This window comes from Bradyrhizobium sp. S69 (assembly GCF_009766005.1).
GTDB lineage: Bacteria > Pseudomonadota > Alphaproteobacteria > Rhizobiales > Xanthobacteraceae > Bradyrhizobium.
This window is the reverse complement of the sequence record NZ_LMUK01000060.1, coordinates 293,813-309,588: the sequence shown is the minus strand read 5'-3', so window position 1 is coordinate 309,588 and position 15,776 is coordinate 293,813. Positions and strand designations below refer to the sequence as shown.

Genomic DNA, 15,776 nt, shown 5'->3' with positions numbered 1-15,776 from the left:
CCCGCGAAATCGTCATAGCGCTTCTCCTAGGATTACCCCTAGGACCTGCAGCCCTCGCGTCCCTCAAACAAGACGGCCTTTGGCGGAGGGATACGTCGCTGCGGGCGCAATTGATTTTGCAGTGACGCTAACCGCAAGCGTTGGCATCTCGTTCGCTGGGAGGCCGTGATGAGCGCACTGAATGCGTTTGTGACAGATGACGCAACATTTCTATTTTCTGATGCCGCAATCTGTCATCCCCAGACCCTCGCTTTGGCTGGCCTCATGAATAAGGTTGAGATATTTCCGCAATATTGCGCTGCCGTGGCCGCAACCGGCAGAACATCTGCAATGGGGCATTTGTTTGCTGTGCTGGCTGCGCACGACTTCGCTGATCGTAAGTATTTCGTCGATAACATTCCCAACATCATCCGGCGTCTTGCCCAGGAAGCGCCAGATCAATTCGAGGGTTTCAGAATTGTTATCGCGGGTCCAGGTTCGCTGTTCTGCATTCAGGCCGATGAAGGTATCGGAACGAAGCCATTCGAAATGACGGAGTGCCCCGTCTTCATAACCCCGGCCGCAGTCGATGAAAACGATCGAAGCATCATCGATATGAAGTTTGATGCTGAACAACCTGCCCAGTCAGGCTTGGCTATCATGCGAGCGCAGCGTGAAAAGTTCGCGGTCATTGGTGGCTGGTGTCAAATGACGACGATCAAGCCCAATCATATCGAAACGCGAATTTTGGAGCGCTGGCCGGATAAAATTGGAGAACGGATCAATCCAGAGATCCGGAGCGTTGCATAATGTCCAACGACCTTGTAGTTCAGCTTGGTGCGAAACTGGACCAATTCCAGAGCGACATGAACTCTGCTGGTGATATGGCGGATAGCGCTGTAAGCCGGATTGAATCGTCGTTCGCGAGCCTGAATCCAACGGCTGGTGGATTCGGTACATTCTTTACCGCTGCTGCGGCCGGGTTCACCGGAATTCTGGCGTATGTTGTTTCGCTCAATAAACAACTTGCGGACATGCAAGCGACCGCCGAGCAGGTTGGTCTTACGCTCAAGGATTTTCAAGGCGTACAGTTCGGCGGGCAAGTCGCGGGCCTTTCGACGGACCAGATAAACGATGGACTGCAGAAGTCGGCCTCGCTGCTCAATGACGCCGCGCGCAACTCGAACTCGCTGTCTAAGGAACTTGATGCAAACGGCATAAGCGTCAAGAACGCCAACGGCCAATTGATCTCTCAAAATCAGTTGCTGCAAATAGCGGCTGGCCTCGTCAGCAACGCTGCGACTCCGCAGGACGCTATTGTAATAGCGCAGATGCTGGGGTTTACTCAAGAGTGGGTGCCTTTGTTGCAGCAGGGCGCTACCGCAATGGGCACGTTAAGTGACCAGGCGACGGCGGCAGGCGCAGTTATTGACGACGCCACTATCAAAAAGGCTACCGACTTTAACGCGGCGTGGCAAAAATCCAGCACTGAGTTTGCTACATATATGAAGGCTGCAATTGCCGACCTTCTGCCTGGCATGGACGACCTAATTCAGCGTGGGGCCAAGTTCTTACAGAGTATAAAAGACAAGGGCGGCGGCGCTCAAGGGATATTGGGTAGCCTTGGCCTCGGTCTTACCATCGGATCGGGTGATAACAAGAAGGTTGTCACAATTGATGCAGATAGCCTGAACAAAGCGGCCGAAGAGTTCAAAAATGCTCCAGCGTTCTCACTACAGTTCTGGGCAGACGCAGGTGCATTATTAGCTTCCCCCTTCAAGCTCACGCCGCTTGGTGCGCCCGGGACAGGTGCAGATGCGCTGAACAGTTCCGCATATCCGCAGTCAGGACCGAAGTCCATTGCGGACGTGCAGGCGCATTATCAGCACCTGGCCGACCAGAAGCAAGACGACGCGCAAGATGCAAACGATAAGCACACTGTAATTGATCCAAGAGACGTTCCGGCAGACGCCTACGATCGTGCGCAAAATCAGGTAGAAAAATCTACCGCCAAAACCAGCGCAGATGCTGACGCGCAGGGACTGGGCGCTGGCGATCTCGCTGCGGCAGAGGCGCAAACCAAACTTGATCTTGCCGCCAAGCAGGCTGGCATAGCACTTACCCAACAACAGATAGACAAGAACCAGGATCTGGCACAGGATGCTGGCGAAGCTGCAGATGCCTTGGCTAAGGCCAAGGTCGCTTCTAACATTAGTTTCGGTCAACAGACTGCGCTTCTAACTCCGCAAGACCTGACGATTGCCACTCAACTAAAGAGCATCTACGGCAATGATATTCCGGCCGCCATGGCCAGTAGCGAAGCCGCATCACTCAAATTCAACGCCACCATCAAAGACCTTGGCTCTCTCGGCCAGCAGGTCAACAGTCAGTTTTTCGTTGACTTCGAAACCCAGATTCGCAACGGCGCATCTGCTATGCAGGCCCTACAGACTGCGGGCGTCAATGCGCTGGGTGCCATTGCCGACAAGCTGACGAAGATGGCTGCTGACAATTTGTGGTCGTCGGCGTTCGGCGGGTCCAGCGGCGGCAGCATCTTGTCGCTATTCGGGCTGGGCAGCACGCCATCGATCAATGCCAACGGCTCGATCTCGGGCGCTGCGGGGCCAACGTCGGTTGGTGGCGCACCTCTTGTTGGACAGTTTGCTGGAGGCACCGATAACGCTCCTGGCGGCTTATCGCTGGTGGGCGAGCACGGGCCGGAGTTGCTGAATATCCCCAAGGGCGGCCAGGTCATTCCGAACGATGTGCTTAAGGGCGGTAACGGGGGCAGCGTGATTGCGCCGATGAATTTTACCATCAACGCGCCGAATGCTGATGCCGCTGGCTTGGCAAAGCTTCAAGTGCAGCTGAATCAATTACAGGCCGAGTTGCCGGCGCGCGTTGTGTCGGCTGTGACCATGGCGAAAAAGCAGAGGCGGTTGTGATGGTGGGTGAGGAAAACCTGATTATAGTCCCGGGATCGAACGAGCAACCGTCGAAGCGATTTCTCGGTCCATCCGATCCAATGTTTCGATGCCTTCTCGAAGGGTTGGGTATTTCTTGAAGCCGACTTTGCGATAGCGGAAGGAGTGGTCCGAATGATGTGGGGCCAGCAAATCGATCACGGTAGCCGTCTTGGCGCTTCGAGGCGCATATCCCTTTGCTGTTGCAAGTTAAAAAAGCTTCAAGAGGGAGTGGCGGGTATCACGTTTTTTTAATTCCGATTGCTTACCTCCGGCCGCAATGATGAAAGCCTTCAGATACAGTTCAATGCTCTGCGAGATGAGGAAATATTGCGGGCTTGTGATCCTGTCGAACCGACTGTCATGTAGAATGCGAGATGCCTGGCGATATTGCTGTGCGTCCGTCAGGAAACTAATGGCTAGAAACTTGTTAGTTTCTTCAGGAGCGCGTTCGGTCATCTTTTTCCGTTCCAAACCTTGTCCGGGTGCCTAGCGCCAATTGCGCGTGACGTTGATTGCGAAGGCGAGGGGCGCACCGATGGCGGCGCCCAAGAAACCGTCTACGGTCGCGGCAACGTAAGCCCCGAGCGCGCTGGAGCTCGTTTCAACGCCATAGAATGCGCCAACCGCACCCAGTCCGACCGTCATGATGATCAGCGTTCTATCGTTCCTATCTTCGGCGCCCAGTCTGCGCGCCTCTCTTGCGCTGAACCGGTACGGTCCAGTCGGCTCCCTTGATCCGCAGTTCGGGCAAGCGGCGGCGCTAAATGAAACCGGTCGGTCGCAGTCGTGGCAGGAGATTAGTTCTGTTGCTGACTTCCAATTCATTCATGGCCAACCATCATCATGAAGTCACTTTCGCAAACCATCCTTATTGGCGCGCCCTCAGCGATCATCGCTTCCGCTTTCCGCTGCTTAGAGCTTTTCTCTTGCCCTTTCGTGAGCCGCAAATCCTGATCGCCAACCACAAGCATAGTAATTTTTCTGCTCACGGAATCTGCAACCTTGCATCCGGCGTTGGCAGCCATTTGGGCTGCCTGATCCCTCGCAAGGGACAATTCTCCAGTGAACACGACGGTTTCACCGAATAGCGGTCCATCGGGGTTACCGTCTTGGGAATGTCTTTTCCAGTCAGTCTTGCGCTTAAACGGTCTTGGGAGATAGCCAGCTACACTTTCATAGCCGATGTCATCGATCCACGCCTGGAGATTTATTTTTGTGTCGGCCATGGCGCGCAAAAGGATTAGACCTGCTGCACGAGCATCTTCCGCGGCGTCGTGGTGACGGAATTCAATTCCGAACGATGACGCTAAATTCTTCAGTCCATAGCCGCCGTTACCCCCACCGTAGGAATCCCACGCTCGACGCGCGACCTGTAGAGTATCGAGCCATATACAGGGCAGACCATCGGCGCCGTACCTGGCGGCGGCGCGGGCAAGCGCGGTCCGATCAAATGGACTGTGATGAACGATTGCCGTGTCGAGAAGCGCGCTGCTGATAATGGGGAACACTTTAGCCATCGTTGGCTTGCCTGCGACATCCTCTGGGCGAATTCCATGGATGGCAATATTGGCAGAAGAAAAATTGTCCTCTGGGTCAATCAAGATTGTAAGCGACTTAAAAACCTCGCCGGCCTTGAAGTGAACTAAGCCGATCGAGCAGATGCTTGCGAAATCCGAATTCGCAGTCTCGACGTCTAGCGCGATAAAGTTCGTAACCACAAAGTAAGCCCCCCCCCAGACCCGGCGCAACTATACGGCGTGGAAGCCGGGCAGGGCAACTGCTACCTTTAGCATCATGTGCGGTGGGGAGCGGCGGTAGGCGCCGAAGAGACTTAGCAATCGACTATAAGATCAAGGAGTGCTCGATATTTTCGCCCGGCAATGGCTCGGCATGCATCCCGGCGGCGGCGCCAAGACCGCGGATTTACGCTCGGGGCTGGAGTGAATCGCGGTGATGTAAATGGTGCCGAGCGTGCACAGGGCGGCCAGCGACATGCCAATTACCCTCGCGCCGCCCTGAATCAGCAACCTTCCGAGACGCGTCCACATGCCCCAAGTATCTAGCGGCGAGTAGTTAAGCGATCCCGAAATTCCCAAAGAGAATATCGGGACCCGACCGGCCGGCCAAACGCGATCCAACTCAGCGGCGGTTGTCAAATCTGTAGCAAGCCGCGCGCCGAAGCGCCCCATGAGGGATGGACTTTTAACGCCGATCCTTTCGAGGCCGGGAATCAAGAAGACCCGGTAGTGGCGGAAGCCGAGGGCGCGACCCGGAACTTTGCTCGGTGGCCGGATCGTCCTGAACCTTCGCCTGTTGCCTACGTCTTATGACCAACCCAATCAGGCCAGCAATCACCAGCAATGTGCCTGCCAGTATGAGCCAATGCGGCAAGTGCCATTCCATGCCAGTTATACTGTCCACTATTTCTTCGCCTTCAGCTCTGTAGGTTCAGGCGACCTCGGCCGGGTCATTTCTTAGGCCGGCCCCGCTTCTTAACCGATCTGATCGGCCTCGACGGGATTTCTGCCCTCAGCGCCGCTTCGCCGAGCGATGTTATGCAGAAAGTCCAACCGAACATTTGGTCCTGCCGACGCTTCAGCCAACCCTTCGTCAGCATGTTGACGATTGTTGATGGGCCGGCAGGGTACAGATTCGCTCCCGGCAACCAATCCCTTCCGACCAATGACTGCAAGGCACAGCGTTCGCGATAAACGGGAAAACCTGGAGGGCGCCGTGGCATTTACCGTTTCGCCTTCAACTCGATCTCGGCAGGCCTACCTCTGGTATTTTTTGCGATTTGCAGATCATTCACTTTCGCCCGTGCTCGGATTACGGATTCGCTCCGATTCATCTCGGCCGCAATATCGACGACGTGTTTTCCGGCGGCTGCCAAATCTCGAAGCAGGTCGTCGTCTTTTGAAGTCCACGGGCGGCTACGACGCATTATTTCTTCCCCTTCAACGCCTGCTCAACCAACCGCCGAATTGCCTCTGGCCTGCCGGGTAGGTCATCCTGGCGCCGCCGCCAGTCGTCTATTTCCGAGACCGAGTCCGTAGAAATACGGACGTTAATCGCCATGCTATCCACAGGCGGTCTGCCGCGTTTCGGTTTTTTAGCGCTATCAATTGTTGACTTCATGGTTTTATGATGCCAGAAAAGATTTGGACGGGCAATACCCGTTCGATTCTACAGATAATGAAAGACATCACCACCATGACCGATTCTGCCGCTATTGTTTCCGACCAAATAGATCCGTCTCCGCTTTTTTGCGAGCGCACTTTTTTTCAGAAGATTCGCGAAGAAGGGTGCAACCCCATTGCTCGCGATGGGGGCCTCTACATAGACTTTATCAATTCTGCGGCTGTTAGAGATGCTGGAAGATGGGCCGCGCTTCACGATCCAGACGGTGCGTTAAGGCTGGAATACGCGCGTGCAGCTTGGGAAGATCGAAGGACCGATGACGAGGTCATTCTGCTCGGGGCCGAGACCGTTTGAGTCCAACCGCTGTAAAGTGGCTCACCGGCCAGTCACGGCCTGACATTCTCAACAGGCTGCGTATTTGGCCCGCGTCTTAACCGGCGCGGGCTGTTTTCCGCACCTTGCCAAAGAAACTTACGGTTTTTGACTGGGCTCCACGCCAGCACGTCTTATAATGCCGTGTTTCGTGTGCGTCGGCTTAGGCCGACGAGGTACGCAAGTCCACTATACCCGAGGGCGCGCCTTGCCCAATCCCGCCAACGACAACGACCGCTTGCTCACACCCGAGCAAGCGGCGTTGAGGCTGAATATCACCGAGGACCAACTTAGTGGGCTCACTCACGACGGTGAAATCGCTTACATCAACGTCGGGCGCGGCAAGAAGCGACCACGACGGCGGTACGCGGAAGAAGACATCAAAGAGTTTGAGGGGCGTCGCCGCAGGAGGGAAGCACCGTGTCCGTCTATCGTGACAAGCGCTCGCCGTACTATCAATTCGATTTCCAGCACGAAGGTCATCGGTTTCATGGCAGCACGAAATGCACGTCTCGACGCGACGCGGAAAAATTCGAGGCCGCAGAGCTAGAGAAGGCCAAGGCGCTGGTGAAGGCGACGCGCCGAGCCAAGACGTCGCTTGCAATTGATGACGTTGCGGGCCGACTCTGGAACGACAGCGCACAGTATGATGCGGAGCCAAAAGCCACCGAGACCAACCTTGCGCGGCTCATAGGATACTTCGGCCAGTCGAAGCAGCTAACCGACATCGACCACAAGGCGGCCAAGGACATGGTGGCGTGGCGCCGCGGACAACGCGTCTCCCGGCGCGGTAAGCGGACCAAGGAGCAAGAGGAGGCGCTGCCGCTGGTCTCCAACGCCACCGTAAACCGTTCAGCGACCAAGGTGTTGCAGCGCCTGTTTGCCTTCGCCAAAGCCGAAAGGGCGATGTTTGAGAACGAGCCGGACTGGGAGGCGCTGCTGCTGCCAGAGCCGTTGGAACGGGTGCGTGAGCTGCAGGACAGCGAGGCCGCGGCATTGGATGAAGCAATGCGCGATGACTATGAGGCGTTCTTCGCGCTCGTTGGCGCCAGCGGCATGCGCCTCAAGGAATGCGTGACGCTCCGCTGGACAGAAGTCAACTTCGGCACGCGGCAAATCGTTCGCACTGGTAAGGGTGGCCGGCGCGTGGTTTTCCCGATCACGCCCGCGGTTCACGAGATCCTGTTCCCGCTGCAGGGGCAGCACCCGGAGTTTTGCTTCACCTATGTGGCTGTCTACGGCAACAAGCGGCTTGGCCGAGTAAGAGGACAGCGATATCCTCTCACCTATACTGGCGCCAAGACCGCTTGGCAGCGCATCCGCGCCAACTCTGGCGTAGCTGACTTCCGGTTCCACGACTTCAGACACGATTTCGGAACTAAGCTTCTCCGCGACAGCGGAAACCTCAAGCTGGTGCAGAAGGCGCTCAACCACCGGGACATCAAGAGCACCCTGCGTTACGCGCATGTGCTGGATGAGGATGTGGCTGTTGCCGTCGAGCGGCTCGCGAAGTCCCGGAAAAAGTCCCGGAGCAAGATCCGGGATGCGAGTTAAGTATCTGAGTTGACAAGCGAAGTGGCTCTCCGCGTCCCACATTTCAGATGTCGTTCGCGGCCACATTGGGATTGGTCGCGCTGATCCAGATCGGCATGCCCCGGCTGTTTGCCGCGCCGGATAACTCCATTACCGCAAAAGTCGCGCTATGGGGCGGGCGGGAGATCATGACGCTGACACTGGCCTCGCTGGTGGCGGGGCTTGCGACCACGCCCTATGCCGCCTTCCACTTCCATCGGGTGACGCCTTACGGCGTGCTGGCCAATCTGGCGGCGATGCCGGTGGTGTCGGCGGTGGTGATGCCGGCCGGCATGCTCGGCCTGTTGGCGATGCCGTTCGGGCTCGACGGCGTGTTCTGGTGGCTGATGGGGGTCGGCATCGACTGGATGATCGCGGTGACCGAGTGGGTCGCAGCCTTGCCGGGCGCGATCGGGCGCATGGCCGCCTTCGGCATCGGCCCGCTGATCGCCGCCAGCGCAGGCATCGTCCTGCTGGGGATGTTGCGGACGCCGCTGCGCTGGTCCGGCGCGGTCGTCCTGCTGCTGGCGACGGCATGGGCGCTCTTGGTTCCGCAGCCCGATGTGCTGATCTCCGGCGACGGCCACAATGTCGGGGTTCGTGGCAAAGACGGTCGGTTGCACCTGATGCGCAGTGCCAAGGATGCGTTCCTCATCAAGGAATGGCTCGCGGCCGACGCCGATCCCCGGCTGCCTGCGGATGCTGCGCTGGCGGTCGGCGTTTCCTGCGACGAGGCGGGATGCGTGGCGCCCATGGCCGGTGGCGCGCAGGTGACGCTATCGCTGCGGCCGGAGGCGCTGGCGGATGATTGCGCGCGTGCGGCGCTGGTGGTGACGGCAAGGCAAGCGCCGTCGACATGCGCAGCACCAGTGATCACGCTGGATCGTTTGCGGCGGCAGGGCGCGCTGGCGCTGCGGCGAAGCCGCGACGGCTTTGTCGTCGACGCGGTCAAGCCGAGAGGCTTCGATCGGCCGTGGTCACCGGCGGTCGCCGGCGACGCCGAGGATGAACCGGGTCTCGTGCGTACTCCGGCCGCGCCGCGCACGGTGGATGCGACGCCGGCCGAAGCCGATCAGCAAAGCGAGGATTGAAGAAGTTCAGCGCGCTGGCGCAAAAAAGCCCCGGCTCACACCGGGGCTTTTTTAGCGATCGGATCGGTCAGCGGCCGGCGGGCGCCGAGATGGCGTGGCCGTCGGTATAGTCTGAATACGGGCTCGGCTGCGCCACGGCGTTATTGGCGTTGCGGAACTGGTCGCTCACCGGCGCCCGGACCATTTTCCTGGCGTGATGATGTTCCGCAGCCGCGGCGATCTGTGCAGTCGAGGCAACCATCAAAGTAGCTGCCAGTACGGTCAGGATTGTCTTTTTCATTGTAGTCTCCCTTGTCGATCGCCTCGCGAAGCGTTCGCCTCGTCTTGCGATGTACGGGAGATAGAGCGAAGCAGCCGATTTGATAATCCGTGGAGATGGAGAAGGACTATCAATCAGGGCTGGATAATCGACCCCTTGCGCCCAGCCCCCGATTACCGGTCCGAGGGCTGGCGAGGCATTTGGGCCAAGACCATTGGACCAAGACCATTAGACCGAGACCACGAGGCTCGCTCAGTATTTCCGGTAAAGCCCGATCAGCTTGCCCTGAATCTTCACCCGGTTGGGCGGCAGGATCCGCACCTCATAGGAGGTGTTGGCGGGCTCCAGCGCGATCGACGCGCCGCGGCGGCGGAAGCGCTTCAGCGTGGCTTCCTCTTCGTCGATCAGCGCCACCACGATGTCGCCGGTTTCCGCGGTGTCGTTGCGCTGGATCAGCGCCATGTCGCCGTCGAGGATGCCGGCATCGACCATCGAATCGCCGCGTACTTCGAGCGCGTAATGCTCACCTGAGCCGAGCATATCCGGCGGCACGCTGATGGTGTGGCTGCGGGTTTGCAGCGCCTCGATCGGCGTACCGGCCGCGATGCGGCCCATCACGGGCACGGCGACCGGATGGTTGCCGTCGTCCTCGTTCATAGCGTTATTGTTGCTGGTGCTGCGGATCTTGCCGAGCGTGCCTTCGATGACGCTCGGCGTAAAGCCGCGGCGGCCATTGCCATTGCCGTTCCCGGAAAGCTCCGGCAGCTTGATCACCTCGATGGCGCGGGCCCGGTTGGGCAGGCGGCGAATGAAGCCACGCTCTTCCAGCGCGGTGATCAGGCGATGAATGCCGGACTTCGAACGTAGATCGAGGGCATCCTTCATCTCGTCGAAGGAGGGCGGAACGCCGTCCTCTTTCAGCCGCTCATTGATGAAACGCAGGAGTTCGTACTGTTTGCGCGTGAGCATCTCGACCAGTCCCCAGTTGTGTCGTTCGATTCCAAAGACCCGATTCCAAAAGACTTGGCCTCGCTTCGCGAGCTTGTCGGATCCCAGAGAGTCGGGAGTTCTAGAAAACTCCAAGTTGCAGTTTGTAGCCGTCAATACTCGAAACAAATCATGAACGGACACTATATGTTCCATATGTGTTCCGCAACCACTTAATTTCTGATGAATAGAGTGAGTTTCAGAGCGTGAGTTTTAGGTAGACGCGCTGTCGCTGGTGATCAGAACGGCAGCCGCAGGATGTCGCAAACCGAGCCGGAAGCGGCCGGCGGCGCGAACGGCGCGCGTATCAGAAGTGCCCGTGCCGCAGCGAGATTCCCCAACAGCGAACTGTCTTGATGGTTCACCGGCGTCGCGATCAACGCACCGTCGTCGCGCGTCTCGAGGCGCGCGCGCAGGTAGTCTTCGCGTTGGTCGTTGGCGGCGAGATCGCGACCGAGCAATGCGGTTTCGCGGGCGTGATGAATGCTCGTGCGGCCCGATAGAGCGCGAATCAACGGCACCAGAAACAGGTATGCGCAGACGTAAGACGACACCGGATTGCCGGGCAGGCCGATCACCCGCATGCCGCCCAATCGTCCATGCATCATCGGCTTGCCCGGGCGCATCGCGATGCGCCAGAACGCCATCGCGACGCCCTCGGCCTCCAGCGACTGCTTGACGAGGTCATGGTCGCCGACCGAGGCGCCGCCGGTGGTGATGAGAACATCGGCGCCGGAGTCGCGGGCGCGGCGGATGCCGTGGGTGGTGGCCGCAATGGTATCGGCGGCGATGCCGAGATCGATGGTCTCGGCGCCCTCGGCACGGGCCAGCGCGCGCAGCGCGTAGCCGTTGGAATAGACGATCTGGCCGGGACCGGGCTCCGATCCCGGCATCACCAGTTCGTCGCCGGTGGCGAGCACCGCGACCTTGGGCCGGCGGCGCACCGCAAGCTCCGGATAGTTCATGGAGGCGGCCAGCGACAGGTCGCGGTCGGTCAGCCGGCTGCCACCGGCTAAAAGCACATCGCCCTTGTTGAAGTCGACGCCTGCGGGCCGGATATGCCGGCCTGGGCTCGTAGGCTCGGTGATGGTGATGTTCGATCCATCGACTTCGGTGTCTTCCTGGATCACGACGCCGTCGGCGCCGTCGGGAATGACGCCGCCGGTGAATATCCGCACCGCCTCGTTGGCGCCGACTGCTTTATCGAGCGGCCGTCCCGCGGCGACTTCGCCGATCACCTTGAAACGCGCGCCGGCCCTGCTGGCGTCGGCCGATCGTACCGCATAGCCGTCCATCGCCGACATCGCCTGCGGCGGCTGCGTGCGCAACGCGGCGAGGTCGCGCGCCAGCACGCGATGGTAGGCGGCATCGAGCGCGACCATTTCCTCGGGCAACAGCTCGGAGCCTGCGAGAATGGCGGACAGCGCCTCAGTGACCGGCATCAATGCCAAAGTAAATGCTCCTGAATTTCCGTAACTCGTGACTTCTTTGTTCGTCATTGCGAGCGAAGCGAAGCAATCCAGGGCAACGAAGTAAGACTGGATTGCTTCGTCGCTTCGCTCCTCGCAATGACGAATTCAGATCGATTTTAGCAATTTATTTCCGTCAGACTAAATTCCAAATCTCTAAATCCCGAGCGCCGTGAGCGCGCGCGCCACGTCATCGGGCGAAGTGACGTGAACGGCGGTCAAGCCCCGCATCCGCGCGCCTTCGATATTCTCGGCGAGATCGTCGAAAAACACGATGCGCTGCGCGGGTACCCCGATCGCCTTCACGACATGATCATAGGCGGGGGCGTCGGGTTTTCGAAGCCCGATCGTGGAGGAAAGAAAGATTTCGCGAAAATGGCCGAGGATGTCGGCGTAGGTTTTGGAGAAATGTTCGATGTGCGGCTGGTTGGTGTTGGAGAAGGCATACAGCGGCAGTCTGTCGGCGGCACGTGCGAGCAGGGCGTTCATCCCGGGCATCTCGCCGGCAAAGATCGCGTTCCAGCCCTCCAGGAATTGGGCGTCCGAGATGTCGACGCCGAGCGTCCTGCGCAGCGCCGCAAAGAACTCGGCGTCGCTGACCTCGCCGGTCTCATGACGCCGGAAGGTTTCGTCCGGCCCAAACCGCCCGGACAGATCCGCCAGCGTGCGGCCGGCGTGCCCGGCCCAGCACGCCAGCGTCCGGTTGAAGTCGACATTGATGACCACGCGGCCGAGATCGAACAGCAGCGCGTCGGCGGAGCCGGGGGTGAGCAGGGGCGTGGTCATCGGCGACGATGCCGTCAGTAGCGATAGGGCTCGATGTCCAGCAGCGGATAGGCGCTGAACACGCTGGGCAGATTGGTCGCGGTGGCCGTGTGCAGGCTGGATTTGTCGACGCCGGCGAACGAGGTGGCGCCGAGCAGCCCGAGCGTCCGGATCACTTCGTCTTCCAAGAGCTCCAGCATCCGCTCGACGCCGGCTTCACCGCCCGCCGCAAGCGCCCAGCATTGCAAGCGGCCGAGGCCGACGATGTTGGCGCCGGCGGCGATCGCCTTGACCACATCGGTGCCGCGGCAGATGCCACCATCGACCATGATCTTGGCGCGGCCGCGCACCGCTTCGACGATCTCCGGCAGCACATGCATCGAGCCGCGGCCGTGATCGAGCTGACGTCCGCCGTGATTCGACACATAGATCCACTCGACGCCGTGATCGATCGCGATCTCCGCGTCTTCTGATGTCGCGATGCCCTTGATGATCAGCGGTATCTTGTATTTGTCCTTGATCAGCTTCACCGTCTTCCAGTTCAGCCCCATCTGGAAGTCGCCGCCGCTGACGCGCAGGCGCGTGGCGCGGACATAACGTTTGGCGATGTCGCGCTCGCGCCGGCTGTAATGCGCGGTGTCGACGGTCAGGCAGAACGCCGTGTAGCCCTTGGCAATCGCTCTGGCGACGCTGTCTTCGACAAAAGCGTCGTCGCCGCGGACATAAAGCTGGTAGATACGCAAGGCGTCGGGTGCGGCCTCGGCGACCTTCTCGAGGCCGGGCCCGGACACCGAACTCAGCATATGCGCGATGCCGAACCTGCCGGTCGCCCGCACCACCGCGGCAGCACCCTCGGGGTCGAAGATTTCGAGCGCGCCGACCGGTGCGATCATCACCGGAAGCCGCATCTTGCGGCCGAATTGCTCGACCGTGGCATCGACCCTCGACACATCACGCAATACGCGCGGCCGGAACGCGATCTCGTCCAGCGCCATGCGGTTGCGTCGCATGGTGGTCTCGGTCTCGGCGGCGCCCACGATGTAGTCCCAGGCATTCTGGTTGAGATTGGCCCGCGCCTTGCGAACGAATTCGTGAAGGTTCTGGAACTCTTCACGGCTGGCGGCGAGCTGGGCCAGGGCCGGTGATCGCATCGGGGTCGCGTCGTTCATGGTTTCCTCCGGGGAGCGCTTCACGTTTCTTGCGTCAGGTTTTACCTTCCTTTCGCCTATCGCGTCCCGGGCCTCCGCACCATCCCGAAAATGCTATGGCTGGTATCACCCGATACCGCGGAAAAGCCGGTCCGGCCAGCCCGACGGCGGCACGCGGTCAGCCTTCCGGAAGCGGCTGGGCCAACGCCCCAAATCCGTGCAGGCCCGTAGGGCGGGGATCAGCCGAAGGCGCAATCGGCCATTCCATTGCGACTTCATTCCACGCGCGACGAACTACGGCGACAGCGCACTAAATTATGCTGGCATGACGCCGTCGGCGTGCTTGGGACAGCCGAGCAATTTGTTAGTTTAGTGCACTGTCATGTCTGGACGGCGCCCCTTGTCAAGGGTGTCCTGCGGTTCTGCGAACTCTCGGGTGCGGTCATGTCTTCGGCCTGTTTGCGAGGGGTTGAGACCCTCTGGCCCTGATGATTCGTCCGCTTGGCTCTTTGCCTCAATCACCGTATCGCACGCGATTGGGTGCCGACAGTGCATCTGGCTTCCGAGCCTTATCCGTTGGTTCACATCACCCCTTGGTCACCCTCGATTATGTTTCGCCGGAATCCAGGGACGCGCGGCGAGGAACTCTTATTGATAGCCTTCTTTAAGCGGCGATCGGCAGTTCGTTGTATTCGCCGCCGCGCGTCATCAACGCGAAGACGATGCGCGCGACCTTGTTGGCCAATGCGACAGCTGTCAGCTTGAACTTATATTTGACGGCCTTGCGCGCCAGCAATCGATCGGCCCACATGCGCAGCGCGTCATTGTGCCCCTTGCGATGACAAAGCGTCGCGCAGGCCCCGACGACGAGCAGTTTGCGCAAGTAACGATCGCCCATCTTGGTGATGCGCCCGAGCCGCTCCTTGCCGCCGGTCGAACTTTGGCGCGGCGTCAGGCCGAGGAAGGCGGCAAACTCCCGGCCGCTAGCGAAAGCGCTCGTCTCCCGCACGGTAGCGACAATCGCCTGCGCGGTGAGCGGGCCGACGCCGGGGATCGTCATCAGCCGCCGCGCGATCTCGTCAGCCTTGACCAGCGTCTTGATCTCCTCGTCGATCGCCGCGATCTCGGCGTCGATCGCATCGATTTGATGAACCAGCGGCGCCAGGGCCTGACGCACGCAATCGGGCACAATGACTTCGCCGTTGTCATCGCATCCGTCGGCAAGGAGTCGCTTAAGCGCATAAGCATTCTGCACGCCCTGCGACGCCACGACGCCAATCTCGCCCAGATGGCCGCGTAGCGCGTTGAGCATGCGCGTCCGATGGCCCGACAGAAGTTCGCGGGCGCGATGGCGCATCAGTTGCGCCTGGTTCTCGACGCTGCGAACGGGCACGAAACGCATGTTCGGCCGCCCGACCGCTTCGCAGATCGCCGCCGCATCGACCGCGTCGTTCTTGTTGCGCCTGACATACGGCTTCACATACGCCGGCGGGATCAACTTGACCTGATGGCCGAGGGCGATCAACGAGCGCGCCCAGTGGTGCGCCGAACTGCACGCTTCGATTCCCACCACGCATGGCGGCAGCGAAGCGAAAAAGCTCAACAACTGCCCGCGCCGAACCGCCTTGGCGACCACCAAAGCCCCTCCGGCATCGACGCCATGCACCTGAAAGACATTCTTGGCGATGTCGAGCCCGACGATCGTGACAGACGACAGATTCTTGATAGACTTGCCCATGGACGGCTCTCCTCAGATGGGTTGTGACAACGACCATCTTGGCACATCGATGCCGGTCGGGGCGCCGTCCACCCCATCACCGTAACCCTGAGGGAAAGAAACGGTCTGAGGGAAAGAAACGGTAGATGTTGGCCGGGCTCATGCCGAGTTGAGCGGCGATGTCGGCCACCGAGGTCCTATGGTAACCCACGCGGCGAAACTGCTCCTCCGCTGCGTCCAGTATCCTCCCGCGGGCCTCGTCGGAATCTTTTCCCGTTCGGACCGGACGGTTCATCGAATTGACGGAGCT

13 protein-coding genes and 3 pseudogenes are annotated in these 15,776 nt (G+C 59.9%); 6 read left to right on the top strand and 10 right to left on the bottom strand.

Features of this window, described 5'->3' with window-relative positions:
• The first annotated feature begins 168 nt into the window (after positions 1–168).
• Both GSQ88_RS33115 and GSQ88_RS33110 read left to right on the top strand, forming a co-directional pair.
• Complete coding sequence (locus GSQ88_RS33115) at positions 169–789, top strand: hypothetical protein (protein ID WP_159012449.1); 621 nt, start codon at positions 169–171, stop codon at positions 787–789.
• Complete coding sequence (locus GSQ88_RS33110; protein ID WP_159012448.1) at positions 789–2,924, top strand: hypothetical protein; 2,136 nt, start codon at positions 789–791, stop codon at positions 2,922–2,924. The genes GSQ88_RS33115 and GSQ88_RS33110 overlap by 1 nt, the downstream gene beginning before the upstream one ends.
• A 228-nt stretch (positions 2,925–3,152) precedes the next feature.
• Here the strand turns inward: GSQ88_RS33110 and GSQ88_RS33105 are convergent, their stop codons facing one another.
• From GSQ88_RS33105 to GSQ88_RS35435, 3 genes are all read right to left on the bottom strand, one after another.
• The gene (locus tag GSQ88_RS33105) at positions 3,153–3,401 is read right to left on the bottom strand and encodes a hypothetical protein (protein ID WP_159012447.1); all 249 of its coding nucleotides are present in this window, start codon (positions 3,399–3,401) and stop codon (positions 3,153–3,155) included.
• Positions 3,402–3,766: 365 nt separating this feature from the next.
• Positions 3,767–4,663 carry an exonuclease domain-containing protein gene (locus GSQ88_RS33100; protein WP_159012446.1) on the bottom strand — a complete coding sequence of 299 codons (897 nt, stop codon included), beginning with the start codon at positions 4,661–4,663 and terminating at the stop codon, positions 3,767–3,769.
• A 132-nt stretch (positions 4,664–4,795) separates the two neighbouring features.
• Positions 4,796–4,939 carry a hypothetical protein gene (locus tag GSQ88_RS35435; protein ID WP_210253950.1) on the bottom strand — a complete coding sequence of 48 codons (144 nt, stop codon included), beginning with the start codon at positions 4,937–4,939 and terminating at the stop codon, positions 4,796–4,798.
• Positions 4,940–6,092: 1,153 nt separating this feature from the next.
• Here GSQ88_RS35435 and GSQ88_RS33095 point away from each other — a divergent pair.
• From GSQ88_RS33095 to GSQ88_RS33080, 4 genes and pseudogenes are all read left to right on the top strand, one after another.
• Positions 6,093–6,440, top strand: coding sequence for a hypothetical protein (locus GSQ88_RS33095; RefSeq protein WP_210253949.1), 348 nt, complete (start codon positions 6,093–6,095; stop codon positions 6,438–6,440).
• Between the two features lie 157 nt (positions 6,441–6,597).
• A pseudogene (locus GSQ88_RS36260) lies at positions 6,598–6,837 on the top strand (hypothetical protein); the annotation flags it as partial.
• A gap of 41 nt (positions 6,838–6,878) precedes the next feature.
• On the top strand, positions 6,879–8,012 hold the full coding sequence (locus GSQ88_RS33085; protein WP_159012443.1) for a tyrosine-type recombinase/integrase: 1,134 nt from the start codon (positions 6,879–6,881) through the stop codon (positions 8,010–8,012).
• 35 nt (positions 8,013–8,047) lie between these two features.
• Positions 8,048–9,121, top strand: a pseudogene (locus GSQ88_RS33080) (ComEC/Rec2 family competence protein); the annotation flags it as partial.
• Positions 9,122–9,188: 67 nt separating this feature from the next.
• On the opposite strand, the gene GSQ88_RS33075 reads toward GSQ88_RS33080, so the two are convergent.
• The 7 genes and pseudogenes from GSQ88_RS33075 to GSQ88_RS33045 form a co-directional block, all read right to left on the bottom strand.
• The gene (locus tag GSQ88_RS33075) at positions 9,189–9,401 is read right to left on the bottom strand and encodes a hypothetical protein (RefSeq protein ID WP_159012441.1); all 213 of its coding nucleotides are present in this window, start codon (positions 9,399–9,401) and stop codon (positions 9,189–9,191) included.
• A 231-nt stretch (positions 9,402–9,632) separates the two neighbouring features.
• Positions 9,633–10,349 carry a transcriptional repressor LexA gene (gene lexA / locus GSQ88_RS33070; protein WP_159012440.1) on the bottom strand — a complete coding sequence of 239 codons (717 nt, stop codon included), beginning with the start codon at positions 10,347–10,349 and terminating at the stop codon, positions 9,633–9,635.
• 257 nt (positions 10,350–10,606) lie between these two features.
• Positions 10,607–11,818, bottom strand: a complete 1,212-nt coding sequence (locus GSQ88_RS33065) for a molybdopterin molybdotransferase MoeA (RefSeq protein ID WP_159012439.1) — start codon at positions 11,816–11,818, stop codon at positions 10,607–10,609.
• A 174-nt stretch (positions 11,819–11,992) separates the two neighbouring features.
• Positions 11,993–12,622, bottom strand: coding sequence for an HAD-IA family hydrolase (locus GSQ88_RS33060; RefSeq protein WP_159012438.1), 630 nt, complete (start codon positions 12,620–12,622; stop codon positions 11,993–11,995).
• 14 nt (positions 12,623–12,636) lie between these two features.
• Positions 12,637–13,770: an alpha-hydroxy acid oxidase gene (locus tag GSQ88_RS33055; protein ID WP_159012437.1), complete on the bottom strand. Its 1,134-nt coding sequence runs from the start codon at positions 13,768–13,770 to the stop codon at positions 12,637–12,639.
• A gap of 643 nt (positions 13,771–14,413) precedes the next feature.
• The gene (locus GSQ88_RS33050; RefSeq protein WP_159012784.1) at positions 14,414–15,466 is read right to left on the bottom strand and encodes an IS110 family RNA-guided transposase; all 1,053 of its coding nucleotides are present in this window, start codon (positions 15,464–15,466) and stop codon (positions 14,414–14,416) included.
• 127 nt (positions 15,467–15,593) lie between these two features.
• A pseudogene (locus GSQ88_RS33045) lies at positions 15,594–15,761 on the bottom strand (helix-turn-helix domain-containing protein); the annotation flags it as partial.
• Positions 15,762–15,776 lie beyond the last annotated feature (15 nt).